Consider the following 26805-nt stretch of genomic DNA (forward strand, 5'->3'; position numbering starts at 1 on the left):
CCTCCCCGGGGTGGCAGGCGGCGGCCGTCCGGCTGCCGGCCATGACAAGAAAGTGTCGGGGGAACCGGGCATAATGTGGCAAATGGGGAAAACACGTACTTTGATTCTTGGTCTGGCCACGATTGTGCTGGCAGGCTCGCTGACCGCTTGCGACGACGGCCGTTCGGGCGCTGAGGGAGCCGCCAAGCAGCTCGCCTCCTCGCTGTCAGCGCTCGACGTCGGCCAGCTCGCCGTTGAGGGCAAGGATGCTGCCGCGGCCAACGACCAGCTCAAGGCAGTTTTCGAAGGACTCGACGCCAAGCCGTCGGTGCAGTCCGGTGACGTCAAGCTCGACGGCGACACCGCCACTTTCCCTCTTAACTACAGCTGGAACATCGGCTCGGCCAAGTGGGAGTACAGTTCCGAGGCCACCTTGAAGAAGTCCGGTGACAAGTGGGCGGTTCAATGGAGCCCCGCCCTGCTGGCACCGGAGCTTTCCGATGGCGAAACTCTTTCCGTCAAGACCGTTCCTGCCCAGCGCGGCCAGATCCTGGGCGCCGGGGATGCCCCTATTGTGGAGGACCGGCCCGTCTTCCGGGTCGGCATCGACAAGACCAAGATTCCAGCGGAACAAGCGGATGCTTCAGCGCGTGCGATGGCTGCCCTGCTGGGCTTGGACGTTGAGGAATACGCCAAGCAGGTTGCTGCGTCCGGCCCGCAGGCATTTGTGGAAGGACTGGTTCTCAGGGCTTACACGACGGATATCACGGAGGCCAAGATCAAGGCCATTCCCGGTGGTGCCAGCATCCTGGATTCGATGGCCCTCGCACCAACGCGGACCTTTGCACGTGCACTGCTCGGAAGCGTTGGCCAGGCCAGCGCGGAGCAGATTGAAAAGTCCAACGGCGCCTTGCGTGCCGGTGACACCACGGGAACCGGCGGCCTGCAGCAGAAGTACGACACCCTGCTCCGCGGCAAGGACGGTGTTGAGGTCATTGCGAGCACCGAGGCCAAAGCTGAAGGGGAAACGCCCGGAACCAAGGTGTTCTTTTCCTCCCTCCCCGCTCCCGGCACCACCCTCAAGACAACCCTTGACCTGAAACTGCAGCAACTGGCCGAGGAAACCCTTGCTGGCGTTGGCCCGGCGTCGGCCATAGTTGCCCTCCGACCCTCCACAGGCGCCGTGCTCGCCGCCGCCTCCGGGCCGGGGAGCAACGGCTACAACACTGCAATGCTGGGCCAGTACGCGCCAGGATCCACCTTCAAGATTGTTGACTCCCTGGCGATGTTCCGGAACGGCGCAACCCCCGATTCCAAGGTCGAGTGCCCGCCGACGCTGACTGTTGACGGTCGGACCTTCAAGAACGCGGAGGGGTATCCGGAAAGCTCGCTGGGTTCAGTTGCCCTGAGGGATGCGTTTGCCCACTCCTGCAACACTGCCTTCATCAACGCCCGTGACACCGTCAGCCAGGACCAGTTGGAATCCGCGGCCCAGGCTCTTGGTGTGGCTGTTGAAGCCCCCAAACTCGGTGCTGACGCGTTCCTGGGTTCCGTTCCCGGTGCTGCTGAGGGTACGGAGCATGCCGCTTCCATGATTGGCCAGGGCAAGGTGCTCTTCTCGCCCCTCTCGGCCGCTGTCATGGCAGCTTCGGTGGCCAACGGTGCCCCCGTCTCACCGCAACTGGTGCTCAATGCCGACGCCGTGCCGGCCACCACCTCCACTGCCGCTCCCACGGAAAGCAGCTCCGCCACGCCGTCGCCGGACTCCGCGACGGCAAGCGCGCTGCCTGCCTCGCCGGCATCCACCAAGCCGATCACCAAGGAGGAATCGGCTGCCCTGTCCGACATGATGCGGGCGGTAGTAACCTCGGGCCACGCCGGTTTCCTTGCCGCAGTGCCGGGTGCACCGGTCGGGGCAAAGACGGGCACCGCCGAATTCGGTAATGACAACCCGCCCAAGACCCACGCGTGGATTGTTGCCACCCACGGGGACCTGGCGGTTGCCGTGTTTGTTGAAGACGGCGGACTGGGTGCCACCACCAGTGGGCCGTTGCTGAAAACGTTCCTGACCGCGGCGGGCTGATCCGGAGGAGAACCCATGACAGGCAGTACCCAGTGTGTGGTGGTCGGCGGAGGTCCGGCCGGGATAATGCTGGGGCTGCTGCTTGCCCGGGCCGGTGTGCAGGTCACTGTCTTGGAAAAACACGCCGACTTCCTCCGGGATTTCAGGGGCGACACGGTCCATGCGTCCACCGTCCGGCTCCTGGACGAGTTGGGTTTGGGAGAAGGCTTCAGGGCCCTGCCGCAGAGCCGGCTGGAGAACTTCCGGTTGCCTGTTGCCGGGGGTCGCTCGGTGGTGCTGGCCGATTTCGGACTCCTTAAAGAGCCCTACAACTATGTGGCGATGGTTCCCCAGTGGGACCTGCTTAATTTCCTGGTGGCAGCTGCCGGGCAGGAACCCACCTTTACGCTGCGGATGAATACCGAGGTCACGGACCTGCTGCGGGACTCTTCGGGGGCAGTGACGGGTGTGGCGTACCGGACCAGGGACCCGCTGACCGGCTCCCCGCTGGACAGCGGCGAACTGATGGCCACCCTGACTGTGGCGTGCGATGGCCGGGGTTCGGTGCTGCGGCAGCGGGCCGGACTGGCTCCCCACGAATACCCGGTGCCGTTCGACACCTGGTGGTTCCGGCTCCCCCGCACGGCCGACGAGGATGAGCCAGTGGCATCCATAGCGCCGCGTTTCGGCAGCTCCGACGTCCTGCTGAGCCTCACCCGCAAGGACTACCACCAGATCGCCTATCTGGCCGCGAAGGGCTTGGATCCCCAGCTCCGGGCTGAGGGCGTGGAAGCCTTCCGGGCCAGGGTTGCGCGGCTGCGGCCGGATCTCGCCGACCGCGTAGACACCATCAGGTCTGTCGACGAGCTTCACCTGCTGGATGTGAAGCTCAACCGCTTGGCCCGCTGGCATCAGCCGGGCCTGCTCTTGATTGGCGACGCCGCGCATGCCATGTCCCCGGCCGGAGGCGTGGGAATCAACCTCGCGGTGCAGGACGCCGTGGCGGCAGCGCGCTCTATTGCGTCACCGCTGCTCAGTGGAACACTCGACGACGGCCACCTCGCCGCCGTCCAGAAGCGGCGTTGGCTGCCCACCGTGATTGTCCAGACGTTCCAGCGGGTGCTGCATCGCGCCATCTTTGCCCGGGTGATGGCCGGCAAACAGCCCAAGCCACCCAGGATCCTGGTCCTGATGGCCCGGCACCTGCGCGGTTTTCCCAAGCTTCCCGCCCGCATGATCGCCTTTGGACCGCGCCCCGAGCATGCTCCGGACTTTGCCAGGCGAAAGCCGTAGCGCTGCGTCGACGCCCAAGCCAATTGCCGCCGTCGGGCGTTAATACCCCGGCGTGGGAGGATTGAAACGTGGCCCATATTGACGTTTCCGGCATCGACTACTTCCTCTCCGACGGCACCCAGCTGCTTAACGGTGTGACCTTCAAGGTCCCCGACGGCACCAAAACGGCGCTGATCGGACCCAACGGAACAGGCAAGACCACACTGTTCAAGATCATCGCCGGAGACCTCACTCCTGATGAAGGTGCCGTGGGCCGCTCGGGCAACATGGGCATCATGCGGCAGTTCGTGGGCCAGGTCCGCGACGAATCCACCGTCCGCGACCTCCTGGTTTCCACTGCGCAGGCCGGGCTCGCAGCAGCAGCCAAGGCGGTGGAAGAAGCCGAGTTGGCCATGATGGAGCACGACGACGAACCCACGCAGATGAAGTACGCGCAGGCGATCGTGGACTGGGGCGATGCCGGCGGATACGACGTCGAGACCGTCTGGGACGAAGTGTGCATGGCCGCTTTGGGGATTTCCTTCGACAAAGCCCAGTTCCGCCGTGCTTCCACGCTGTCGGGCGGCGAGCAGAAGCGCCTGGTGTTGGAAGCGCTCTTCGCCGGGCCGGACGAGCTCCTGCTCCTGGACGAACCGGACAACTACCTTGACGTGCCCGGCAAGCGATGGCTGGAAGGCAAGCTCAACGAGTCCAAGAAGACTGTGCTCTTCATCAGCCACGACCGCGAGCTTCTCAACAACGCCGCCGGCCGTATCGTGACACTGGAGCCGGGCATCAACGGTGCCGGCGCTTGGATCCACGGTGGAGGTTTCGGCTCCTACGTCGAAGCGCGCGCAGACCGTAACGCCCGGTTCGAGGAACTCCGCAAACGCTGGGACGAGGAGCACATCAAGCTCAAGGAACTCGTCAACATGTACAAGAACAAGGCGGCTTTCCGCTCCGACATGGCCAACAGGTACCAGGCAGCGCAGACCCGCCTTGCGAAGTTCCTGGAGGCCGGGCCGCCGGAGGCCCTGCCCATCGAGCAGAACGTGAAGATGCGGCTCAAGGGTGGCCGCACCGCCAAGCGGGCCGTCGTTGCAGAGAAGCTGGAACTGACCGGGCTCATGAAGCCGTTCTCCACGGAGATCTGGTTCGGGGACCGGGTGGGCGTCCTGGGCTCCAACGGTTCGGGCAAGAGCCACTTCCTGCGTCTTCTCGCGACCGGCGGTACCGACCCGGAGCGCGAGCACCTGCCGGTGTCCGACGTCGTCATCGCGGAAGTCCCGCACGAAGGGTCGGTGAAACTGGGGGCACGCATCCGGCCCGGGTTCTTCGCCCAGACGCATGTCCGTCCGGATCTGCTGGGCCGGACGTTGCTGGAAATTCTGCACCGTGGCGATGAACACCGTTCGGGCCTTCCGCGTGAAGCTGCGGCAGGAGCCTTGGATTCCTATGGCCTGGCGGGTCAGTCGGAGCAGAAATACGAGTCCTTGTCCGGTGGCCAGCAGGCACGTTTCCAGATCCTGCTGCTCCAGCTGTCCGGTGCCACGCTCCTTCTGCTGGATGAGCCCACGGACAACCTGGACCTCCACTCAGGCGAAGCCCTGGAGCGTGCCATCGACGCGTTCGAGGGAACCGTCCTGGCCGTCACGCACGACCGCTGGTTTGCCAAGTCGTTTGACCGCTTCCTGATCTTCGGGTCCGACGGCAAGGTGTACGAATCCGAAGAGCCCGTGTGGGACGAAAAGCGGGTAGAGCGCGCCCGCTGACACCGGACGCTTGCTCACGTCCCGCGCCTTTCGGGTGGACGCTTGTTCACGTAACAGGCCCTTCGGGTGGACGCTTGCTCGCGTTCCGCGCCTTTCGGGTGGACGCTTGCTCACGTAACAGGCCTTTCGGGTGGACGCTTGCTCACGTTCCGAGCGTTTCGGGGGGACGCTTGCTCACGTTCCGCGCCTTTCGGGCGGACGCTCGCTCAGGTCCCGGCGCGAGAGCTTGAGCTGGCTTCCTAGTTGGCCGCTACCCGATCACCAACGGGTGGTCACTGAGCGAGGGTTGGGTTGAAGGGCTCGGGGTGTGAGCGAGGGTTGGGTTGAAGGGCTCGGGGTGTGAGCGAGGGTTGGGTTGAAGGGTGTGGGATGTGAGCGAAGGTTTGTGCGCAAATGATCACATCACATGATTAAGTGAGCACACCCCTGCTACCGTGGAGGCATGGGAACCACTGACCGCCACAGGCTCATCGCCGAACTGCTGCGCGGACAAGAAGAAGTAACCGTCGACGAACTGGTCTCAACCACCGGAGCTTCCGGGGCGACCATCCGCCGCGACCTCGAGATCCTGGCAGCCAACGGTGTGCTCAAGCGAGTGCACGGGGGTGCCCGCAGCCTCCTGGCCCGTGGAGAGAACCCCGGCTACGGGCAGCGCGAACTCGAGGACCACGAGGCCAAAGCCCGCATAGCCAAAGCCGTGGATGGACTCATCAGGGATCGCGAACACGTGTGGCTGGACAGCGGATCCACTGCCACGGAAATCGCACGCCGGCTCAGCACACGAGAGCTCACGGTCATGCCGATGTCCTTGCACGGCGTCCAAGCCCTCACGCAATCCTCGGAGGGCCGGGCTCCTGAACTCATCCTCCCAGGTGGCCGGTTCACCCCGGGTGAGCAGTCTTTCAGGGGACCCATGGCGGAAGCCAACGTCCGCTCGCTTAGGTTCGACACCGCCGTCGTAACCCCTTGCGCGCTCAACCTCAAAGACGGCCTGCTGGCTCACGACCTCGATGACGCCGCCGTGAAGCGTGCCGGTCTGGAGTCGGCGTCGCGCGTGATCGTCGCGGCCGCGGGAAGCAAATGGAATGCCGGCGCCAGGGCCCTGGTTGCCGCGATGGACAGCGTGGACGTCATCGTGACGGACCTGGAACCATCCCCCGAAGACCTTGCCCAGCTCAACAAACTCTCCGTGGAAGTTGTGATTGCATGACCACCAACACCAGAAGCACCACCAACGTCAGGGCCGCCGCAGTGGCGACGTTCCTGATCTTCGGCATGAACGGTCTGGTCTTCGCCAGTTGGGCAGCCCGCATTCCGGCAGTGACCGAAGCGCTCAGCCTCACGTCCGGCCAGATGGGCACGCTATTGCTCTGCACCGCGGTTGGCTCGTTGCTGGCGTTGCCTTCTGCGGGTTGGGTGGTGGGCCGGATCGGCACGGCGAACACGGTTCGGTTGGCCGGCATCGTGGCAGGAGCCGCGGGTGCGGCAATTGCGTTCTCCCTGATGGCCGCGTCCGTGCCGGCCACAGCCATAGCGCTCTTCTTCTTCGGCATCGGCATTGGCCTGTGGGACGTAGCCCAGAACATTGAAGGCGCCGACGTCGAACACCGGCTCGAGCGGACCATCATGCCGCAGTTCCACGCGGCATTCAGCGGCGGGGCCTTCCTCGGCGCGCTGATCGGTGCGGGGTTGTCCCAGCTGGGAGTCGGCCTGCCCGAGCACTTGCTGGTCATCGCCGCCGTCGCTGTCGCGTTGGCCGTGACCGTCCCCAAGTACTTTTTGCCGCATGAAGCGGTGGAAATTCACGACGGCGGCGGGTCGGCCGCCAAGGGTCCCGCGGCTTGGCGGGATGGCAGGACGCTGCTGATCGGCGTCGTGGTCCTGGGTGCCACGCTCACCGAGGGTGCGGGCAATGACTGGATCGCCAAGGCAGCGGTGGACGGGCTGGGTGCTTCAGAGTCCACCGGCGCTTTGCTGTTCGCCCTGTTTGTACTGGCCATGACCATCATGCGGTTCCTTGGCGGTAAGGCGATCGACAAGTTTGGCCGGGTAGCCGTTCTCCGCGCCAGCATGGCCGCAGCCGCCTTGGGCCTGGCCCTGTTCGTATTCGCGGGCAACGTGGTTTTGGCCGGAGTCGGCGCGGCTCTCTGGGGCATTGGGGCGGCGCTGGCCTTCCCCATGGGTATGTCTGCGGCTGCCGATGATCCCAAACACGCCGCTGCCAGGGTCTCCGTAGTTTCCACCATCGGCTACATTGCCTTCCTGGCAGGACCGCCGCTGCTGGGCTACTTGGGAGACCAAACAGGAATCCACCTGGCCTTGCTGGCCATTGGGGCGCCTATTCTGCTGGCTCTCCTGCTCGCCGGTGTCGCGAAGCCCTTGCCGCCCAAATAGTCCTGCCATCCGTCAAAGCATTCTCCCGAATGCATACGTCCCGGAGTCGCCACCATGCCAAGAGCACCAAGCCGGCGGCCAGGCAGGCACCGCCCAGGACATCGCTCAGCCAGTGCGCGGAGAGGTACGTCCGGCTGATCATCATGGCGATGATGCCCAACGCGGCCAATGTCGTCATCCACCAACGGCCGGCGAGGACAGCCAGAACCACCAGGAAGGCGGTGGTGGCGGATACATGCCCGGAAGGGTATGAACCGGTATCCGTGAGGACCTTGGCCCCCACAGGCCTTTCCCGGCCTACTACGACTTTGGCCAGCTGGGTGAGCGCCAGTGTGGCTATTCCGGAGCCCGCAACGAATAACGCCGTCACCGGACGTTTCCAAGCCACCAAGGCGAGGGCCAGCACTCCCTGGGCCGACAGCATCCCCACGTAGCCCACCCAGTTGAGAATCCCGTTGACGCCATCCCAGAAGGGAGAGTGCAACGTAAAGGAGAAGGCCTGCCACCAGGTGTCTACGCTGTTGAAGGCAGGTTGGCCCTGTCCTGCCAGGATCATGACTCCCGGAACCACAAACGCACACAGCAGCAATATTCCAGGGGCAAGCAGCTTCCAGTCCGGTTGCCTTCGGGGAGTCAGGACGCGAATCATCAACTCATCGTAGCTATGGCGGCCCTGCAGTACCGGCAGGCGATACTGTGAAGGGATGCGAGGCTTCGTGGGCAAAGGTCCCAAACGTGTTGTCAAACTCGACCACTTCCTGGTGCGGGCTGTTTCCCGGCAACCGCAGGGCGACCATGACGTCTTCTTCCGGCGGCTTTCGTCCGCGGCGACCAAAGGCAAGCTGTGGTTCGGCATTGCCGGGATCATGGCGACGGTTCCAGGGAAACCCCGCAGGGCGGCGCTCCATGGCTTGCTCGCACTGGGTGTTGCTTCCGGCGTTACCAACGTCATTTTCAAGCGGGCTTTGCCCCGCAGGCGGCCGCTTCCTGAACATCTGCCGTTGTTCCGGTTCGTGAATCCGCAGCCCACAAGCTCTTCGATGCCATCCGGCCACTCTGCGTCCGCTGTGGCCTTCGCGGTGGGCGCAGGAATCGTCTCGCCTGCGATAGGGGTTGCATTGGCGCCCATCGCCGTGGGGGTGGCCTACTCGCGGGTGCACACGGGTGCCCACTGGCCATCCGACGTCGTCTTTGGCTCGGCTTTGGGTGCCGGCGCCGCATTTCTCACGCGTAAGTGGTGGCCTGGCCGCCCGGCGGAGCCGACTCCCCGCCGCACCCCCGCTGAGGTTCCGGCAATTCACGACGGCGAGGGGCTGAGTATCGCGGTCAACGTCCTGGGCGGGTCGTACTCCCCCGAAACCGGAGAACTGCTGCGTCGTATATTCCCCAAGGCTTATATACGTGAGATTTCCGAAGGGGAGGATGTCGTCGAAGAGGTCAAGGCCGCAGCAACCCGGCCCGGAACCGTAGCGCTGGGTGTGTGGGGCGGCGACGGAACCGTGGGGGCGGCTGCTGCTGCCGCCGTCGAACATTCACTGCCTCTGGCGGTTCTGCCGGGAGGGACGCTGAATCACTTCGCGCGCGATCTCGGCGCCCGCTCGATCGAGGACGTCCTGGACGCCTTGACCAATGGTTTCGCAGCGTCCGTGGACCTGGGGCATGTTGTTGTCCAACGCGGCCTCGTTGAGAAGCCGGAGACCTCGGAGCTGGCCATGCTGAATACGGCGAGTGTGGGCGTGTACCCCAATCTGGTCAGGCGGCGTGAGCGCCTTCAGCCGGCCATGGGCAAGCCGCTCGCCAGTGTGGTGGCATCGCTCCGGACCTTCGGCGTGAATTCCCCCACCACGCTCACGGTGAACGGACAAAAGCACAAGCTCTGGATTCTCTACATGGGCAGGGGAAGGTTCTATCCCAGCGACCATGCACCCATCCGCCGTCCTGTGCTGGATGATGGTGTGTTCGACCTCCGCATGATCACGGCGGACGAACCATTCGCACGTGCGCGTTTGCTGTGGGCCGTCGTTACCGGCACCGTGTCGGCCTCGAAGGTCACCCACCTTACCGAGGCTACAGAGATTATCGTCGAAGCCATTGGGCAGCCGTTGGTGCTGGCCGTCGACGGTGAACCTACGCCTGGAGTCCGCTCGGCTACCTTCACGGTGAAGCCTCGCGTCCTGCGCGTGTACTCGTCGCTTCCGGTGGCTGACTGAAGCGGACTGACCGGGGTCATCCGGTAGGACTACCCTGACTGAACCCTGAATCATCCCTGAGACAGGCGATTTGGGCGGCCTCCCTGAGTAGCGTGGTGAGTACATTCAAAACTCACCTGCACATTTATGTGCTCCGAGGAGGGGAACGCTTCCATGATCGAAGCAAAGGGCCTGACTAAGGTCTACGGCCAGAAAACTGCCGTCGGCGGTGTCAGCTTCACTGTCCAGGCTGGACGGGTGACGGGCTTCCTGGGCCCGAACGGTGCCGGCAAGTCCACCACGATGCGCATGATCATGGGGCTTGACTCTCCCACATCGGGCGACGTCACGGTCAACGGCCTGCATTATGCGCAGCACAAGGCTCCCCTGCACCAGGTAGGTGCCTTGCTGGATGCCAAGGCTGTCCACACCAGCCGCAGTGCCTACAACCACCTGCTGGCCATGGCTGCAACGCACAGCATTCCTACCGCCCGCGTTCACGAGGTCATTGAGATGACCGGGCTCGGCGCCGTGGCGAAGAAGAAGGCCGGGGGGTTCTCGCTGGGTATGGGCCAGCGCCTCGGCATTGCGGCCGCACTCCTCGGTGACCCTCAGACCCTCATCCTCGACGAGCCCGTCAACGGACTCGATCCTGAAGGCGTGCTGTGGGTGCGCAATCTGGTCAAGTACCTGGCCAGCCAGGGCAAGACCGTTTTCCTTTCGTCGCACTTGATGAGCGAAATGGCGCAGACCGCCGACCACCTGATTGTGATCGGCCGGGGCAGGATCATCGCGGATGCTCCTGTGCAGGACATCATCGCCGGAGCCCAGCAGGCCAAAACGTTGGTTCGTACCTCAGCTGCCAGCCAGCTGTCGGCCTTGCTTGTGGGAGACGGTGTCCGGGTGGACCAGAGCCAGACGGAGACCCTGGAAGTGGTGGGTCTGCAACCGCGTGAGATCGCCCAGGTTGCCCTGGACAACAACGTGCTGGTCTACGAACTGACGCCGCAGGTTTCCTCGCTGGAAGATGCCTACTTCAATCTCACCAAGGACGAAGTGGAGTACCAATCCCATATGTCCGGTGAGCCTGTCTCTGCCGCCCCGGAAGGAAAGTAAGGACAATGAGCACCATGACTGAAAACCGCACCAAAGCACCGGCCCACGCATCGGCCGGGGTCCGCGGCGTTACTTTTGGGGGAGTAGTCAAGTCGGAGTGGATCAAGCTCCGCTCACTGACGTCCACCGTGATCCTGCTCGCTGTGACTCTTATTGCCACAGTGGGCGTGGGTGCCCTTGCCGTTTTGATCCGCTTCACCTTCCTTGACCAGATGATCAAGCAGGCCAAGGATGCCGGCCAGCCCGTCACCGGCGAGATGCTGACGAAATCCTTCCCGCCGGGGTCCGGATTCGACCTCTACAACCTGCCCAATGCCGGCATCCAGATCGGCACCTTGGTCCTTGGATCGCTGGCCGTGCTCTTCATTTCGTCCGAGTACGCCACCGGCATGATCCGTTCAACCATGAACGCAGTTCCCAAGCGCATTCCGGCCTTCGCGGCCAAGGCGCTGCTTCTGGCGGTCCTCTCCTACGTCATCACCACCATTGCCGCCGTATTGACATTCCTCATCGCCATGCCCGTCTTCCAGGGCCTGGATATTGATCTGACGTGGTCCACTGACGGTGTCCTGTACAGCATCTTCACCGGTGGCCTGTATGTTGCCGGCGTAGCTTTGATCGGTCTTTCGTTGGGAACCCTCCTGCGCAACTCGGCCGGTGGCGTGACCGTACTTGTCGCATTGTTCTTCGTACTGTCGATCGCGTCCGGCTTCCTTTCACTGGTGCCGGGCGACTTCTGGAAGTACGTGCCGCAGTACATTCCCAGCGAGGCTGGTGGCAGGTTCCTTTCCATCGGTCACACCGACGGCGTCATCGACCCGTGGCAGGGTGGGTTGATCTTCCTGGGCTACGTGCTGGTCTTCCTGATTCCGGCCATGATCGTGATCAAGAAGCGCGACGTCTAGGCCGACGTGCCCTCTAGGCTCAATTCATGACTGAAGCTCCACAGATGAAGGACGCGCCGGCCGCCGTGGCCGACGCGTCCTTCGCTGAAATTGCCCAACGCCGCCGGGGCAGGATCCGGCGGTACTTCTTCACGCGTCCCCGTGCCATGGACGCCGTGGTGGTGCTTTGCTACGTGTTGTTGGCGTTGCCCACCATCGTCGCCTCGATCGGTGAGGGCAAATGGCTCGTGGTGGCCATACTGCTCCTTATTGCCTTGGCATTGGCCTTCAGGAGGCAGTTCCCGCTCCAGGTGGTCCTGGCCGTGGCCCTGCTGGAAATCTCGGCGACCATCCTGAACCCTTGGGGCTCCAACGTTTCGGCAGGCCTGTGGTTCGCCCTTTATGCGGTGGCTTCCCTCCGGAAGCGCGGGATCACGTTTGCGGTCTTTATCGCCGCAAGCCTGCCCCTGAGCCTGCTTTACCTGTTCATGTGGACTAGCCCGGCCCAGATGGACACGCTTCAGGACGTCCCGGAGAATTTCCACCTCATCAACAACATCGCCACGGCGGTCACCATCATGTTGTCGAACCTGCTGGCCACGGGCATTGGCATTTCGGTTCGCCAGCGACGGGAACACGAAGCGGAGATCGCTGCCTGGGCCGCCCGGACCACGCGGCTGGGCAAGGTCACCGAACGCAACCGCATCGCCCGCGAAATGCACGACGTCGTCGCCCACTCTTTGACGGTCATGATCAGTCTTTCGGATGGTGCGGCAGTTGTGGTCAAGAAGGATCCGGAACGTGCCGGCGAGGTGCTTGGCGAACTATCGCGGACCGGACGCACCGCCCTGGCGGATATGCGGCGTGTTCTGGGGGTTCTACGTGATGATTCAGGCCGGCCGGCCCCGCTCACGCCGCTTGAGTCCGGGTACAACCTGGCCAAGCTCCTGGAGGGCTTCCGCACGGCCGGCCTGCCACTGCACTATGCGCACACCGGGCCGGCATTGCCGGCCGACCCGGCGTTCGAGCTCACCGTCTACAGGATCGTGCAGGAATCCCTGACCAATGTGTTGCGTTACGGACGCTCGTTGAGCCGGGTGGACGTCCAGGTGGCCCGCGACGGCGATGTGGTCACCATTGATGTCCTCGACGACGGACGAGGAACCAGGGACGGTGGCAGCGAATCGATTGGCAGCCTGGGCACAGGGCTGGGCATTGCCGGGATGAATGAACGCGCTGGAATCTATGCTGGAATCGTTACTGCCGGTCCAGGCAAAAGAGGCGGTTGGGCGGTCCACGCCGACCTCCACTGGAACGGCGACAAGGGGGAATCATGACCAATGACATCAAAGTGCTGCTCGTGGACGACCAGCCGCTGCTCAGGATGGGCTTCCGACTCATTCTGGAAGGCGAAGAAGACTTCCATGTAGTGGGCGAGGCGTCCGATGGCGCTGAAGCCGTCCGCCAGGTCGAAGCCTTGCAACCTGATGTGGTGCTGATGGACGTCCGAATGCCCACCATGGACGGGATCGAGGCAACGCGGCGTATCTCCGATTCAGGTTCGGAAGCGCGGGTCATCATCCTGACCACGTTCGACCTCGATGAGTACGCCTTCACCGGTTTGCAGGCCGGAGCCTCTGCCTTCCTCCTCAAGGATGTTGCGCCCGTGGAGCTCGTCCATGCGGTGCGGCTCGTGGCGAGCGGCGACGCCGTCGTCGCCCCGCGTGTAACGCAGCGGCTCCTGGAGACGTATGTCCGGGGCGGTGCAGTGCCGGGCCATTCGCCCGCACCCCACCGGGATCCCTTGCTTGGCGAACTCACGCCGCGCGAAACCGAAATCCTCACGACCATCGCCGAGGGTCTGTCCAATGCGGAGATCGCCCATAAGTTCTTCCTCTCCGAGGCCACTGTGAAGACGCACGTCCGCCGGATCCTGAGCAAGCTGCAGCTGCGGGATCGCGTGCAGGTGGTTGTCTACGCCTACGAGACCGGACTGGTGGTGCCGAGCAACCCGGACTATTGATGCGGTGGGCCCGGCCCGGGCCCACTTTCTTCACAAGATGTGCGTTATAGACATTCATAAATGTTTTTAATGACTATTTGAGCCGATTCTGTGTTACCTTCGTCACTACAAGCGCGCCTCCGGCTCCCCCGCGCAGGAAGTCCCAGGCGTCCCGATCGCATCTTTCACTTATCGGAGACGAGTCATGGAATCATCAACCCCCCTGAAACTGGACCACCCGGCTGACGCCCCTCCGGCGCCTTTGGAAACAGGCCTTCGCCGTTCCATGGGTCCGCGTCACCTCATCATGATTGCCATGGGAGGTGTCATCGGCTCAGGCTTGTTCCTCAGCTCGGGCTACACCATCTCCCAGGCAGGCCCCCTGGGCGCAGTCATCGCCTACCTGGTGGGAGCCTTCGTGGTCTACCTGGTGATGGCCTGCCTTGGCGAGCTCGCCATTGCCTACCCGGTCTCGGGTGCCTTCCACATCTACGCTTCCCGTTCAATTGGTCCGGCTACCGGCTTCACCACCGCCTGGCTCTACTGGCTGTGCTGGGCGGTGGCGATCGGTTCGGAGTTCACGGCCTCGGGCCTGCTCATGCAGCGGTGGTTCCCGGGTGTCGAGGTATGGGTGTGGTGCCTGGTGTTCGCTGCCATGCTCTTCGGCTTCAATGCGCTCTCGTCCAAGTTCTTTGGCGAATCTGAATTCTGGTTCTCCATCATCAAAGTCGGAGCGATCATCGCACTGATCGTGTTCGGCGGGGCGGCCCTCTTCGGATTCCATCCACTCTCGGACAACGACCACCACCCGTTCCTGTTCGAGAACTTCAATACCTCAGGCGGCCTGTTTCCCAACGGCTTCTCCGGCGTCCTGGTGACAGCCCTGGCCGTCTTCTACGCCTTCTCCGGCTCGGAATTGATTGGCGTGGCGGCAGGCGAAACCAAGGATCCGGCACGGAACATCCCCAAGGCCATGCGCAGCACGGTCATCCGCCTCCTGATCTTCTTCGTGGGGGCAATCGCCGTCATCGCCGCAACCGTTCCTTATGACCAGGTGGGACTGGATGAGAGCCCGTTCGTCACTGTTTTCTCGTCCGTAGGCATTCCCTTCGCGGCGGACATCATGAACTTCGTCATCATCACCGCCCTCCTGTCCGCCGGAAACAGCGGCCTGTTCTCCTGTGCCCGCATGCTCTACTCCCTTGCAGACGAGGGGCACGCTCCCAAGGCGCTCAAGCGCCTCACCCGCCGGGGCATCCCACTCCTTGCCCTGTCCGTCAGCATGGTGGGAGGGCTGGCGTCCCTGATCAGCAGCGTGGCTGCTCCGGAGACCGTGTACCTGGCCCTCGTCTCCGTAGCCGGCTTCGCCGTCGTCGGGGTATGGATGTCGATCACCGCCTCGCATTTCTTCCATCGCCGGGCCTTTGTCCGCAACGGGGGACGGGTGGCTGACCTTGCCTACAAGGCACCGTTCTTCCCTGTGGTTCCGATCCTGGCCTTCGGACTGTGCCTGCTCTCACTGGTGGGCATTGCTTCAGATCCCGCGCAGGTCGCTGCCCTCTACTTCGGTATCCCCTTTGTGGCTGCCTGCTACCTGTATTTCCACTTCCGATACGGCCGGACTGTGAAAGTAAAGCAGTCGGTCTGATCCAGGTTGCCACGTCAGGCGGCAGGGCAATATTGCCCCGCCGCCTGACTGTCTTGAAAGGGGGAGGGCAGGATGGCCCAAACAACCCAGTCCACGGAACCGGCCGGGAAGTTTTCCAGTTGGTTGGAAGTTGACGGTGACGCTTTTGATGGCAACGTCCGATCCATGATGCAACTCCTGGAGGGCCGGGCCTTGCTGTGTGCCGTGATCAAATCCGACGCCTACGGCCACGGGGCTGACATGTTGCTGCCGTTCCTGGTTCGTCAGGACGTTCCCTACATAGGGGTGGGGTCGAATCACGAAGCAGAGCTGGCGCGGGGACATGGTTTTCAGGGAAAACTGCTCCGCGTTCGAGCAGCGGCCCCGCAGGAAGTCAGGGCGGGCATGGACTACTCCATCGAAGAACTCGTCTCTGATCCGCAGAGTGCCTTGGCGATGAGCCGGATCGCCGAGGAAACGGGCCGGAAATTACGGGTGCACCTGGACATTAACTCGTCGGGTATCAGCCGCCACAGCCTTGACGTGTCTTCCTCCCGCGGCAGGGCCTGCGCAGTTGGGATACTGAGCCAGCCTTGGCTTCAACCCGCCGGCATCATGACGCATTTTCCCTGCGATGACGTGAAGAACATAGAAGAATCGCTGCGGCGTTTCAGGGCCGAGTCCGAAGCTATCCTCCAAGCCGCGCAAGTGCCCCGCAGTGAAGTGCTCCTCCACGCGGCGAACTCATTTTCAACCCTGAACGTCCGGGCGTCGTGGATGGACATGGTACGGACCGGGGCCGTCCTCTACGGTGACACGGAACCCGCGCAGCCCGGATTCAGCCGCTGCCTGACCTTCAAGGCACGCATCGGCTCGGTGAACACCTATCCCGCGGGAAGCAAGGTGGGCTATGGGCTGACCCATACCCTGGCGACAGAGTCCCGTTTGGCAACAGTCACTGTGGGCTATGGCGATGGGTACCGACGGGCACTTGGCCGTCGAAGCGCCGACCATCGCGGCGATGTCCTGGTCCGCGGCCGACGCGTGCCCATCGTCGACGTGATTTCCATGAACTCCATGGTGGTTGATGTGACATCCGTTCCGGAGGTCCTGCCCGGGGACGAAGTGGTCCTGTTCGGGCGCCAGGACCGGTCCGAAATCACTTCGGGAGAGCTTGAAGCAGCCAACGCCGGAATTCTCGCAGATTTGTACACGGTGTGGGCCAAGGATGCCAGGATCCTCAGGGTCTGCGCCAACGTGTGAGAATGGCGTGAGCGCTTGGTGGAAGGAGCCTGATTCGTGGATGTGTCAACAGAGGCTTCGTCGTTGGCGCAGGGCCTTCGCCTGATCCGGCTGGTCACGGACCGCGAAAAGCAGGGACGCCAACTTCTGGGAGTCTCGCAGTTGGCTGCGGAGCTGGATATGGAACAAAGCCGGGTCTCACGATTGGCGCAGGAACTGTGCGATCTTGGGCTGCTGGAACGCGTGGATCGGGGTCCTTTCCGCACAGGGCCGCGGTTCTTCACCCTGGCAGCCTCCCTGAACGGAGGCTGGGTCCAGCAATCCGGACCCGAGCTTGAGGAGTTGGTGTCCTCTTATGGATTGCGCTCCAGGCTCTCAGTGCGCGACGGGGTCCGGGTGCTCCTGCTGCGTTCTTCCGCCAACAACTCTGTCCTTGGCGGCTTCGCCAAGCCCGGCATGGTGACCCCTGTGTGGTGCACGGGCGCCGGCCGGGCCTTGCTGTGGGACCATTCAGCAAAGGAGCTTGAGGGTCTGCTCCGCGAGGCCAACTTCATTGGCGTTGGCGGCCCCGCCGCGGCGCATTCCGCAGCGGAGGTGGCCACCCTGATGGACAAGGACAAGCCACAGGGGTATGTCCTGGCTGCGGAGGAATTCGAGCACGGCGTCTGGGAGCTGGCAGTACCGGTCCGGGCAGGCGGAGCCCGCATTGTTGCCGCACTCAGCGTCCTGGGAAGCCGCGCTGATCTGGAGAAAGCGGCTCCACACATTGCAGCGGCGCTTCAGTCCGCTTCCAACCGGCTCGGCAGCGCGGCCCAACCTCAGGATTGACCTGACTGTCCTCCAACTGAAGACTCAAGCCAGTCCCGCCACGAACCAAGAGCCGTGGCGAAGGCTTCGCGCTGGGGTTCCAGACGTGATTTCGGGCCGACAATCTGCAATGCAGCGGCGACTTCGCCTTTGAAGTCCCGGACGGGCGCGGACAGGGAGTAGAGGCCCGGTTCGGCTTCCTCGTCCACGATCGAGTAGCCGCGTTCCCTTGCCTTGGCCAACCGCTCCAGGAAGTCGTCAACGGACACAGGCGTATTGGGCCCGTGCTTCACGAACTCGACTCCGTCAAAGATCTTCCGGACGTCTGAGTCCGGCGCATCCCACAAGAGCGCCTGGCCGGCGTCGCTGCAGTAGGCGGGGTAGGGCCGGCCGAGCCACGAACCCACCAGATTGGCGCTTTCAGGCACCTGCTCGCCGATGGTGACAGTACTGTTTCCGCTCAGTACACCCAGGAAGCAGGCTTCGTTGGTTTCGGATGCCAGACCCTCCAATGCGGTCAAGCCGTCAGTCTTGAGCCGCTGTTCGGTGACCAGCTGCGCGTCCGTCAGGAAGGACCAGTCCAGGCAATACTCGCGCTGCTCGGTCCTTGTGAGGAAACCTTCCAGTTGTGCACCTTTGAGGCTGCGAGAGACCTGGCTGCGGTCCTTGTCCAGGCGGGCTGCAATGTCAGCCACCGTACCGCCGTCGAATCCTTCCGCGTGACGCGCCCCAACGGTGAGTAAGGCCATCATGCCGCGGCCCATGCTGGAGGTCTTTGACATGGATTGATTCTAGTCAGCCCCGGGGGCCGGACCGGTACGGCGTCAGTGGATGGCGAACACCCGTGCCGGAAAACCGCTGCCCTCCAAGGGCTTTGCCCACGTGGCGATCAGCATGGCGCCGGATTCCGGTAGTTCATCCAGGTTGGCCAGCAGCTCGATCTGCCAGCGGTCCTGGGCCAGGACGTACGTTTCCAGGCTGAAGTCCTGCCGTGAGGTAGCCATGCCGGGATCCGTGTCGGTCTGCTCGTGGCCTACGGCAGCAACGGAGCGCTCCTCGACCAGATACCGAAGCACCTCCTGGGACCACCCGGGTGTGTGGCTGATGCCGTCGTCATCCCTGTTGGCCATTGCCGATGCGTCCGGCCAGTGTTTGCTCCAGCCGGTCCGAAGGGCAACGAACGCCCCGTTTGGGACGGCCCCGTTGCGTGCTTCCCATTGCCGGACATCGTCAAGGGTGGGGGTTGCGTCCGCATCGGTTCGGACACGGTGGCTGATGTCCAGGACAACCAGGGGAAGCATCATGTCCTCCACAGGTATCTGGTCCAGCGTCCGGCCTCCCCGGACAAAATGCGACGGCGGATCCACGTGCGTGCCCCACTGGCCCACAATCGAATACCTGTGGGCGGTGAATCCGTCGCCCTTTTCCATATCGAAAAGGGCTTCCCGTGTCTCGTCGGGAAAGGCCGAAAAGTGCGGTTGGCCGGGGTGGAAGGCGTGGGTGAGATCCGTGAAGGTCCTGTTGCGGAGGAGTGGTGCAACCTCTTCCCAGACTGAGGCGCTCATGATGCCACCCGCATTTCGGTGCGGGAGTCCATAACACTGCTTGAGACGCTGAGGGGTCCCGAAACCTCGATCACGGGAACCTCCCATGGGTGAATGTCGACGATCGTCTGGACGAGCTGTTGGACGGCGGCCTCGTCCAGGGAGTCGTCAAAGTACGTCGTGAAGACAAAAGTGGGTGAGATGGTCCGCTGGCCTACCCTGCCCAGGGTGGGATTGGCTCCTTCTGCCACTGTGAATCCCTCAAAGCCGGCCGAGGATTCGAAGACATGGTGGTAGTTCCCGAACCCGCCCAGCTCCGGGGTTGATGTCAGCGCGTCCAGCAACGAGGCGATACCGGCGTCGGACTCAAGGGCCTGAAGCTGACCGTCGGCGAGCTGGGTCATCGTCTCTACCGAAATGGGCCAGTGGATGCGAAGCTTCCGCACCGGTTTCAGTTCGATGTTCATGGCAGTGGACCTTCCGTCAGTTGCTGTTGCAAGCCATCGTGCCACGACGTGACGAGCATTACAAGCATATCGAAATGCTTATTATGCACGCATGTCACTATTTCGGAGTCTTCACCGGTCACAGTCCTGCCACAGATTCCCCATGTACAACTCACAGTGATCGCAGCTTTGATGGAGGCATGACATCTCCTCAACAGCCGCACCCGAACCACGACAAGGGACTGGAGTTCGACCTCTCCACGCTCCTGAGCCGGCGGAGGACCTTGGGCGTTCTTCTCGGGACGGGAACCGTTGCCGCCCTCGCCGCCTGCACGCCGGGGACGCAAGGCGGCGGTGCGACGCCGTCGGGAACCTCCACCGGTACCGTCACCCCATCGCAAGGCACGACGGCGGCCACCCCACCGTCGGCGGAGGCCACCAGTACGGTGACCCGCGCCTTGGCCGAATGCGGAGCGGAAATCCCGGAGGAAACGCTGGGACCCTACCCGGGCGACGGCTCAAACGGACCCAACGTCCTCGAGGCTTCGGGAGTTGTTCGACGCGACATCAGATCCAGTTTCGGAGCGTCCAGCACGAAGGCCGCAGGAGTGCCGCTCACTGTCACCTTGACGCTTCTGGATAACTCCAACGGGTGCTCTCCCCTGGCGGGCGCGGCTGTGTATGTTTGGCATTGCGACCAAAACGGCAAGTATTCGCTCTACGATTCCGGCCTGGAAGACGAGAACTACCTGCGGGGCGTCCAGGAATCGGATGAAAATGGCCAACTCACTTTCAGTACGGTCTTTCCCGGCGCCTACATGGGCCGCTGGCCTCATATTCACTTTGAGGTATTTGAGTCGATGAGCAACGCCACCAACGCGGGCCAGGTGTTGGCGGTGTCGCAGATAGCCTTGACTGAGAGCGCCTGCAAGACCGTGTATGCAACCACCGGTTACGAAAACAGTGCCCGAAGCTTCCCGAAAACCACCCTGTCCTCTGACAACGTCTTTGGTGACGATGGGGGGCATATACCAGTTGGCGACTATTTCCGGCTCGGTTGCCGGCGGCTATACGGCCGCCCTGAACGTCACCATCTGACCCCGTAGCTGTCCGGGGCAGGGTGCAAGGCGGTCCGGACAGGCGGTTGAATCCATGCGGCTAGACTCGGGAGCATGCCTTCAAACGCTTCCGCAGCAGTTGACCATATCCAGGATCTCGGCGCGTACGTCTCGGCGTCGCCGTCGAGTTTCCACGCAGTGCACGAGGCCGCGCGCCGCCTTGACGAGGCCGGTTTCACTGGATTGGACGAGCGGCAGCCGTGGGACGGTGGAGCGGGAAAGTTCTATGTCATTCGTGACGGCGCGTTGATCGCCTGGGTTACCCCCACCAATGCCGGACCCACCACCGGCTTCAACATCCTGGGTGCTCACACAGATTCACCGTCCTTCAAATTGAAGCCCAAACCCACCACCGGCAAGTTCGGCTGGCTCCAGGCGGGAGTCGAGGTCTACGGTGGCCCGCTCCTCAACTCGTGGCTGGATCGCGAACTGCAGCTCGCCGGCCGGCTGGTCATGCGCGACGGCACCGAGCACCTCACCTCAACAGGGCCGCTGCTGCGTTTTCCCCAGTTGGCCATCCACCTTGACCGGGGCGTCAATGACAACGGTCTGCACCTGTCAAAGCAGCAGCACATGAACCCGATCTTTGGCCAGGGCGATCCCGTGGGCGAGGACCTTCTGGGACTGCTGGCCGCCGGCGTCGAGGGCGCCTCGGTGGATGCCTCCGAAATCGGCGGATACGACGTCGTCGTGGCGGACACGCAGGCTCCTGCGGTTTTCGGCGCCAAGGGCGAGTTCTTCGCCTCCGGCCGCATGGACAACCTTTCCTCCACTCACGCGGGGTTGGTGGCTTTGATTGCCCATGCTTCCTCGTCCCCGGAGGGCGGCCCGATCGCTGTTCTTGCAGCGTTCGATCACGAGGAGATCGGCTCCAATTCGCGCTCGGGCGCTTGCGGTCCCATCCTTGAGGACATGCTGGTGCGCATCTCTGACGGATTGGGAGCCTCGGTGACCCAGCGGCGGCAGGCCGTGGCGGCGTCGTTCTGTGTTTCCGCGGACGCCGGCCACGCTGTCCATCCGAACTACGCCGAGAAGCATGACCCGGCGAACAAGCCGGTTCTTAACGGTGGTCCCCTCCTGAAGATCAATGCCAACCAGCGCTACGCCACCGATGCCGCGGGAGCTGCGCTGTGGGCCAGGATGTGCGCCGAGGCGAACGTGCCCTACCAGGAGTACGTCTCCAACAACGATCTTCCCTGCGGATCGACCATCGGCCCGTTGACTGCCACGCGCCTGGGGATCCGCACCGTGGACGTCGGTATCCCGCTGCTGTCGATGCACTCGGCGCGTGAGCTGTGCGGCGTGCAGGATCCGCATCATCTTGCGGCGGTGACGGAACTGTTCTTCCGGACGTCGGTCTAGCCGAAAGCCTCAAACACTCGTTTCGCGCATATTTCGAATGTTTTCATAAGGAAACTTATGTTGCCTTTGAAAATACATTTTGTGCAGTCTCCCTTTTTTGGAGGTGTCAAAATGTCCAATTGCACAGCAATCCGCCCTCTGGTGCTGGCTAGTGTGGGAAAGTCGTGTGGCCCGTGGCACACCACTCATGGCCCAACTCAAACCCAAAGGACGGCGCCGATCCATGCACGCTGACCAACAGCTTTCAAAGTCACTGAAACCCCGCCACCTCTCCATGATCGCCATTGCGGGCGTCATCGGAGCAGGTCTGTTTGTTGGCTCCGGTGCTGCTATCCAGCAGGCCGGACCCGGCATCCTGGTGGCCTATCTGGCCGCCGGCCTGGTTGTCATCCTCGTCATGCGCATGCTTGGTGAGATGGCGGCCGCCAACCCGGAGACGGGTTCGTTTTCCACATACGCAGACAAGGCCCTTGGCCGCTGGGCAGGGTTCAGTATTGGCTGGCTTTATGCCTGGTTTTGGATCATCGTCCTCGGCATCGAGGCAACGGCGGGTGCCGCCATCATGCACCGCTGGGTTCCCGGCGTCGATCAGTGGATCTGGGCGTTGGTTCTCATGGTTCTCCTGACGCTGACCAACCTCGGATCAGTCAAGTCCTACGGCGAGTTCGAATTCTGGTTCGCTTCGATCAAGGTTGCGGCGATCGTGATCTTCCTCCTTGCAGGCATCGCAGCAATTCTCGGTCTCATGCCCGGTGTATCCGCCCCGGGTGTCACCAACCTGCTGGACCAGGGCGGCTTCATGCCCAACGGTCCCGGCGCAGTGCTGGCGGGCATCCTCGTCGTGGTCTTCTCCTTCTTCGGTGCCGAAATCGCGACCATCGCTGCGGGTGAATCCGAGAACCCCGTAGACGCCGTCAAGAAGGCCGTGAAGTCCACAGTGTGGCGCATCCTGATCTTCTACATCGGCTCCATCGCCATTGTTGTCACGCTCCTGCCGTGGAACGACGCATCCGTCGCCAAAAGCCCCTACGTCGCCGTCATCGAGCTTTATGGCATCCCGGGCGCCGGCACCATCATGGACATCGTGGTGCTCACCTCGGTGCTGTCCTGCCTGAATTCAGGGCTCTACACCGCCAGCCGCATGCTCTTCTCGCTCTCCCGGCGCGGCGATGCTCCCAAGTCGTGGATGAAGATTTCCAAGCGCGGTGTCCCCGCAGCAGCCGTCCTTGCTTCCACGGTGGTTGGTTTCATCACGGTTGGCTTGAACTACATCGCGCCGGACACGGTGTTCCTTTTCCTGGTGAACACCTCGGGCGCGATCGCCCTGTTCGTGTGGCTGGTCATTGCGACTTCCCAGCTCATCCTGCGCAGGCGCATGGGTGCTGCAGCGAAGCAGCTCGAGCTCAAAATGTGGTTCTTCCCGTACCTCACCTGGATCGCCATCGGCAGCATCGTTGCGCTCATCATCGGCATGGTCATCCTCGAGTCCACCCGCGAGTCGCTGTTCCTGTCGCTGGGCCTCGCCGCTGTGGTGGTGGGCATCGGAGTGTTCCGCTACCGCAGGAACGGTGGCAGCCCGGACCAGGATGCCGCTTCAGCCGAACCTTCCGCGGTCGGTTCCGGACCGGCGTCGTAAGTTTCTTTCTGATGTGGGGCAGTTGCCGTCGGTGTTCGACGGCGGCTGCCCCGTTTCGTTTTGGCCCGGCATGATGAGCGGCTGCTTGGGCTACGCGGCTGCGTGGGCTACTGGGCCAGGCCGATCACCAGGTTGATGGTGACTGCAAGGATCACCGTGCCAAACAGGTAGGAGAGCAGGCTGTGTTTCAAGGCTTCCGCCCGGATCCGGTGGTTGCCGAGGTTGGTGTCGGACACCTGGTAGGTCATGCCCAGGCTCGTGGCCAGGTAAGCAAAGTCCGTGTACTGGGGTGGCCGTTCCTGGTTGAAGCTGATTCCGCCCACCTCACCGCCGGCATCTTCTGCAGGGCTGTAATAGAGCTCCGCGTAGCGAAGCGTGAAGAGGGTTTGAACCAGCATCCAGGACAGCGCGACGCAGGCAAGCGCCAGCGCCCCCGAAGACAGGCGTGATCCGGTGCCTTCCGTGTGGGAGTTGACGATCACCGCCACGGCCGCGGCAATACTGGCAAGGTTCGCGATGAGGATCAGGAGATCGGTGACTCCGCGCGAGGGGTCCTCGGACGTTGCGTGCTGCTGTGTTTGACCGGGGTCCATCCGGGCGATCACCAGCCAGACCCACGCTACATAGACCAGTGCTGCCGTCGCCCAGCCCACGGCGGGCGCGTCCACCCAGCTCCCTGCCAGCCCCGTTGCGAGGAACGTCGACGCGCCGGCAACCATCATGGCGACGAAGCGCAATCTGCTGCGTCGGACCCTGACGCTTTTCACTTGCCCGCCGCTGGTCACGGTTGTTCCCGTGAGGTGGAGTCCTGGGAGATCTTCTTCGCCTGGAGGATGCCGTCCCTCACTCCAGCGCGGACCACGAAGTACAGGGCGTAGAGGGCTATCGCGGCAAAAACAACGGTCAGGACCAGGTTGTTCAACGGTGTGGCATCCATGGCGCCACTCTAACGGGACGTCCTCAAGGTGCCAGGAATCCACGAATCGGACATGTTCGTGTTACTGTCTTTGTCGCTGTCAAGGAGAAAAACGAAAGTTGCTTTCTCCTGATCACCTTGCGCGGGTGGCGGAATGGCAGACGCGCTAGCTTGAGGTGCTAGTCCTCGAAAGGGGGTGGGGGTTCAAGTCCCCCTCCGCGCACAGAGAAACCCCTGGAAGATCCACGATCTTCCAGGGGTTTTGTCGTTGGGCCATGCGGCATGACGCCGACCCAGGCGGATTTATCCACATACGCCAAGTGCCCCGTTCCGGGCCGGGATCCGCCCGAATAGCTTTGAGTGCAGGAGATGCACTAAGATATTGAAGTCTGTGTTACGCCCTCCTTCCGAATCTTCGGCGGGGGAGCGGTGCACAGCATCGCAAATGAACCTCCTGTTACGGAAATACCGTAACCGCTTAGCCCAAAGGAGGTGGGTTCACATATGCGTCCTTACGAATTGATGGTAATCATCGACCCCGAGGTCGAAGAGCGTACCGTAGAGTCGTCGCTTCAGAAGTTCCTTAATGTCATCACCACCGATGGTGGAACCATCGAAAAGGTTGACATCTGGGGCCGTCGCCGTCTGGCATACGACATCAAGAAGAAGTCCGAAGGTATCTACGCCGTGGTGAACTTCACCGCTGCACCGGCTACCGCCAAGGAACTTGATCGCCAGCTGTCTCTCAACGAGACGATCATGCGCACCAAGATCATCCGCCCCGAAGACCAGAAGGTCGTTGCTGAGTAATCAGCCCCTTCAAAATCTTTACACCGCAGGAACGAACAAGGAGGCAGTAGATGGCAGGCGAAACCACTATTACGGTCATTGGTAATCTCACCAATGACCCGGAGCTGCGGTTCACCCCGTCTGGCTCAGCAGTAGCGAACTTCACCATCGCTTCTACTCCCCGGACCTTTGACCGCCAGTCCAATGAATGGAAGGACGGGGAAACCCTGTTCCTCCGTGCATCGGTATGGCGCGAAGCAGCCGAGAACGTAGCCGAGTCCCTCACCAAGGGCATGCGCGTGATCGTTTCCGGCCGCTTGAAGAGCCGTTCCTACGAAACAAAAGAAGGCGAAAAGCGCACCGTTATCGAGCTTGAGGTCGACGAAATCGGCCCCAGCCTGCGTTACGCAAATGCCAAGGTCAACCGTACCCAGCGCTCCGGCGGTGGACAGGGTGGCTTCGGCGGCGGTAACTCCGGTGGCTTTGGAGGTGGCGCTCCTGGTGGAAACCAGGGCGGCGGCAACTCCGGTGGAAGCTGGGGCGGCAACCAGCCCGCACAACAGCAGGATGACCCTTGGGCTACGCCCGGTGTCAGCAACGCTGGCGGCTGGGGCAACGGCCCGGATTCCGAACCTCCCTTCTAAACACCAAATAAAAGTCCGACGCCGGACACCCGCCGGGACTGCCGCTAGGCACCTTGGCGATCACCGCCGTCGAACACCACCATCCCGTGGATCAATATCCACGGGCTCCATAGAAAAGGAGCTCCACGATGGCTAAGGCTGAACTCCGTAAGCCCAAACCAAAGTCCAACCCCTTGAAGGCCGCTGACATCACTGTCATCGACTACAAGGACGTAGCACTGCTGCGCAAGTTCATCTCCGACCGCGGAAAGATCCGCGCTCGTCGCGTTACTGGCGTTACCGTTCAGGAACAGCGCAAGATCGCCCAGGCAATCAAGAACGCCCGCGAAGTTGCTCTGCTGCCTTACTCCGGCGCTGGCCGCGGCTAAGGGAAGGGATTAACTAACATGGCAAAGCTCATTCTGACCCACGAAGTAACCGGTCTCGGTGCTGCTGGCGACGTTGTCGAGGTCAAGGACGGTTACGCACGTAACTTCCTGCTGCCCCGCGGTTTCGCCCTGACCTGGTCGAAGGGTGGCGAGAAGCAGGTTGAGTCCATCAAGGCTGCCCGCGCTGCTCGTGCCCACGCTTCCGTTGAAGCTGCACAGGCACAGGCCCAGGCTCTGTCCTCCAAGAAGGTCAAGCTCGAGGTGAAGGCCGGCGAGTCCGGTCGTCTCTTCGGTACCGTCAAGCCGGCCGACGTCGCTGCTGCTGTTGAGGCCGCTGGCCTCGGCGCCATCGACAAGCGCAACGTTGAACTGCCGAACCACATCAAGTCTGTCGGTTCGTACCAGGCCAACGTTCGCCTGCACGAGGACGTTTCCGCTGTCATCGACCTCGAGGTCGTTGCAAGCAAGTAGTCTCTGACTGCAAGGAAGGCCCCCGCTACCGGATTCCGGTGGCGGGGGTTTTTCTGTGCACCGAAGTGACACTTAATGCCAATGTTGATGCGGCGGTTTCAGCTTGCTAGTGCAACACCATCGATTAGTTTGGTCAGTCTTTCAGTTGGGGTGTCCCATTGGAGT

General features: G+C 62.7%; 25 protein-coding genes, 1 tRNA gene and 1 pseudogene. 21 read left to right on the forward strand and 6 right to left on the reverse strand.

Annotation, left to right across the window (positions count from 1 at the left end; translation table 11 throughout):
* The first annotated feature begins 82 nt into the window (after positions 1–82).
* The 5 genes from PV760_RS19385 to PV760_RS19405 all read left to right on the forward strand — a co-directional run bounded on the left by PV760_RS19385 (position 83) and on the right by PV760_RS19405 (position 7479).
* On the forward strand, positions 83–2062 hold the full coding sequence (locus PV760_RS19385) for a penicillin-binding transpeptidase domain-containing protein (protein ID WP_055976754.1): 1980 nt from the start codon (positions 83–85) through the stop codon (positions 2060–2062).
* A gap of 15 nt (positions 2063–2077) precedes the next feature.
* Positions 2078–3334: an FAD-dependent oxidoreductase gene (locus PV760_RS19390; protein ID WP_354628478.1), complete on the forward strand. Its 1257-nt coding sequence runs from the start codon at positions 2078–2080 to the stop codon at positions 3332–3334.
* 68 nt (positions 3335–3402) lie between these two features.
* Positions 3403–5085 carry an ABC-F family ATP-binding cassette domain-containing protein gene (locus tag PV760_RS19395; protein ID WP_055976759.1) on the forward strand — a complete coding sequence of 561 codons (1683 nt, stop codon included), beginning with the start codon at positions 3403–3405 and terminating at the stop codon, positions 5083–5085.
* 442 nt (positions 5086–5527) lie between these two features.
* Entirely contained in the window at positions 5528–6295 is a 768-nt protein-coding gene (locus tag PV760_RS19400) for a DeoR/GlpR family DNA-binding transcription regulator (protein ID WP_079582545.1), read from the forward strand.
* Complete coding sequence (locus PV760_RS19405; protein ID WP_354628479.1) at positions 6292–7479, forward strand: MFS transporter; 1188 nt, start codon at positions 6292–6294, stop codon at positions 7477–7479. The genes PV760_RS19400 and PV760_RS19405 overlap by 4 nt, the downstream gene beginning before the upstream one ends.
* Here the strand turns inward: PV760_RS19405 and PV760_RS19410 are convergent.
* Positions 7424–8128: a phosphatase PAP2 family protein gene (locus PV760_RS19410; protein WP_354628480.1), complete on the reverse strand. Its 705-nt coding sequence runs from the start codon at positions 8126–8128 to the stop codon at positions 7424–7426. The genes PV760_RS19405 and PV760_RS19410 overlap by 56 nt on opposite strands.
* Positions 8129–8183: 55 nt before the next feature.
* On the opposite strand from PV760_RS19410, the gene PV760_RS19415 reads away from it, so the two are divergent.
* From PV760_RS19415 to PV760_RS19450, 8 genes are all read left to right on the forward strand, one after another.
* Positions 8184–9689, forward strand: coding sequence for a bifunctional phosphatase PAP2/diacylglycerol kinase family protein (locus tag PV760_RS19415; RefSeq protein ID WP_354628481.1), 1506 nt, complete (start codon positions 8184–8186; stop codon positions 9687–9689).
* A 153-nt stretch (positions 9690–9842) separates the two neighbouring features.
* On the forward strand, positions 9843–10784 hold the full coding sequence (locus PV760_RS19420) for an ABC transporter ATP-binding protein (RefSeq protein ID WP_018778515.1): 942 nt from the start codon (positions 9843–9845) through the stop codon (positions 10782–10784).
* Between the two features lie 5 nt (positions 10785–10789).
* Positions 10790–11689, forward strand: coding sequence for a DUF2705 family protein (locus PV760_RS19425; RefSeq protein ID WP_354628482.1), 900 nt, complete (start codon positions 10790–10792; stop codon positions 11687–11689).
* 26 nt (positions 11690–11715) lie between these two features.
* Entirely contained in the window at positions 11716–13005 is a 1290-nt protein-coding gene (locus PV760_RS19430; protein WP_354628483.1) for a sensor histidine kinase, read from the forward strand.
* The gene (locus PV760_RS19435) at positions 13002–13691 is read left to right on the forward strand and encodes a response regulator (RefSeq protein WP_018778518.1); all 690 of its coding nucleotides are present in this window, start codon (positions 13002–13004) and stop codon (positions 13689–13691) included. Before PV760_RS19430 ends, PV760_RS19435 begins: the two co-directional genes overlap by 4 nt.
* 184 nt (positions 13692–13875) lie before the next feature.
* On the forward strand, positions 13876–15318 hold the full coding sequence (locus PV760_RS19440; RefSeq protein ID WP_039243531.1) for an amino acid permease: 1443 nt from the start codon (positions 13876–13878) through the stop codon (positions 15316–15318).
* Between the two features lie 72 nt (positions 15319–15390).
* Positions 15391–16560, forward strand: a complete 1170-nt coding sequence (gene alr, locus PV760_RS19445) for an alanine racemase (RefSeq protein ID WP_079582541.1) — start codon at positions 15391–15393, stop codon at positions 16558–16560.
* Between the two features lie 36 nt (positions 16561–16596).
* Positions 16597–17367, forward strand: coding sequence for an IclR family transcriptional regulator (locus PV760_RS19450; RefSeq protein ID WP_018778521.1), 771 nt, complete (start codon positions 16597–16599; stop codon positions 17365–17367).
* Here the strand turns inward: PV760_RS19450 and PV760_RS19455 are convergent.
* From PV760_RS19455 to PV760_RS19465, 3 genes are read right to left on the reverse strand one after another with little or no spacing between them, the layout of a single operon-like run.
* Positions 17358–18128 carry an IclR family transcriptional regulator gene (locus PV760_RS19455; protein ID WP_079582540.1) on the reverse strand — a complete coding sequence of 257 codons (771 nt, stop codon included), beginning with the start codon at positions 18126–18128 and terminating at the stop codon, positions 17358–17360. The two genes, PV760_RS19450 and PV760_RS19455, sit on opposite strands and share 10 nt — an antisense overlap.
* A 42-nt stretch (positions 18129–18170) precedes the next feature.
* Complete coding sequence (locus tag PV760_RS19460) at positions 18171–18911, reverse strand: cyclase family protein (protein ID WP_018778523.1); 741 nt, start codon at positions 18909–18911, stop codon at positions 18171–18173.
* The gene (locus PV760_RS19465; RefSeq protein WP_079582539.1) at positions 18908–19357 is read right to left on the reverse strand and encodes a YqfO family protein; all 450 of its coding nucleotides are present in this window, start codon (positions 19355–19357) and stop codon (positions 18908–18910) included. Before PV760_RS19465 ends, PV760_RS19460 begins: the two co-directional genes overlap by 4 nt.
* 179 nt (positions 19358–19536) lie before the next feature.
* Here PV760_RS19465 and PV760_RS19470 point away from each other — a divergent pair.
* From PV760_RS19470 to PV760_RS19480, 3 genes and pseudogenes are all read left to right on the forward strand, one after another.
* Positions 19537–20434, forward strand: a pseudogene (locus PV760_RS19470) (dioxygenase family protein).
* Positions 20435–20508: 74 nt separating this feature from the next.
* On the forward strand, positions 20509–21816 hold the full coding sequence (locus PV760_RS19475) for a M18 family aminopeptidase (protein WP_079582537.1): 1308 nt from the start codon (positions 20509–20511) through the stop codon (positions 21814–21816).
* A gap of 223 nt (positions 21817–22039) precedes the next feature.
* Positions 22040–23452 carry an amino acid permease gene (locus tag PV760_RS19480; RefSeq protein WP_079582536.1) on the forward strand — a complete coding sequence of 471 codons (1413 nt, stop codon included), beginning with the start codon at positions 22040–22042 and terminating at the stop codon, positions 23450–23452.
* A 107-nt stretch (positions 23453–23559) separates the two neighbouring features.
* Here the strand turns inward: PV760_RS19480 and PV760_RS19485 are convergent, their stop codons facing one another.
* Both PV760_RS19485 and PV760_RS19490 read right to left on the reverse strand, forming a co-directional pair.
* On the reverse strand, positions 23560–24237 hold the full coding sequence (locus tag PV760_RS19485) for a DUF1345 domain-containing protein (protein ID WP_227453616.1): 678 nt from the start codon (positions 24235–24237) through the stop codon (positions 23560–23562).
* Positions 24234–24389, reverse strand: coding sequence for a DUF6019 family protein (locus PV760_RS19490; protein ID WP_179128458.1), 156 nt, complete (start codon positions 24387–24389; stop codon positions 24234–24236). The genes PV760_RS19485 and PV760_RS19490 overlap by 4 nt, the downstream gene beginning before the upstream one ends.
* A gap of 119 nt (positions 24390–24508) precedes the next feature.
* Here PV760_RS19490 and PV760_RS19495 point away from each other — a divergent pair.
* The 5 genes from PV760_RS19495 to rplI all read left to right on the forward strand — a co-directional run bounded on the left by PV760_RS19495 (position 24509) and on the right by rplI (position 26640).
* Positions 24509–24591: transfer RNA gene (locus PV760_RS19495), tRNA-Leu, on the forward strand.
* A gap of 281 nt (positions 24592–24872) precedes the next feature.
* A complete protein-coding gene (rpsF, locus tag PV760_RS19500; RefSeq protein WP_011776755.1) occupies positions 24873–25178 on the forward strand; it encodes a 30S ribosomal protein S6 in 306 nt (101 codons plus the stop codon).
* A gap of 50 nt (positions 25179–25228) precedes the next feature.
* Positions 25229–25801: a single-stranded DNA-binding protein gene (locus tag PV760_RS19505; protein ID WP_018778530.1), complete on the forward strand. Its 573-nt coding sequence runs from the start codon at positions 25229–25231 to the stop codon at positions 25799–25801.
* 128 nt (positions 25802–25929) lie between these two features.
* Positions 25930–26169, forward strand: a complete 240-nt coding sequence (gene rpsR / locus PV760_RS19510; RefSeq protein WP_003800144.1) for a 30S ribosomal protein S18 — start codon at positions 25930–25932, stop codon at positions 26167–26169.
* A gap of 18 nt (positions 26170–26187) precedes the next feature.
* Positions 26188–26640 (forward strand): 50S ribosomal protein L9, encoded by a 453-nt coding sequence (gene rplI / locus PV760_RS19515; RefSeq protein WP_018778531.1) that lies wholly within the window; start codon positions 26188–26190, stop codon positions 26638–26640.
* Positions 26641–26805 lie beyond the last annotated feature (165 nt).

The sequence above is a fragment of the Paenarthrobacter sp. CC6 genome (genome assembly GCF_040560085.1).
Lineage (GTDB): Bacteria > Actinomycetota > Actinomycetes > Actinomycetales > Micrococcaceae > Arthrobacter > Arthrobacter nicotinovorans.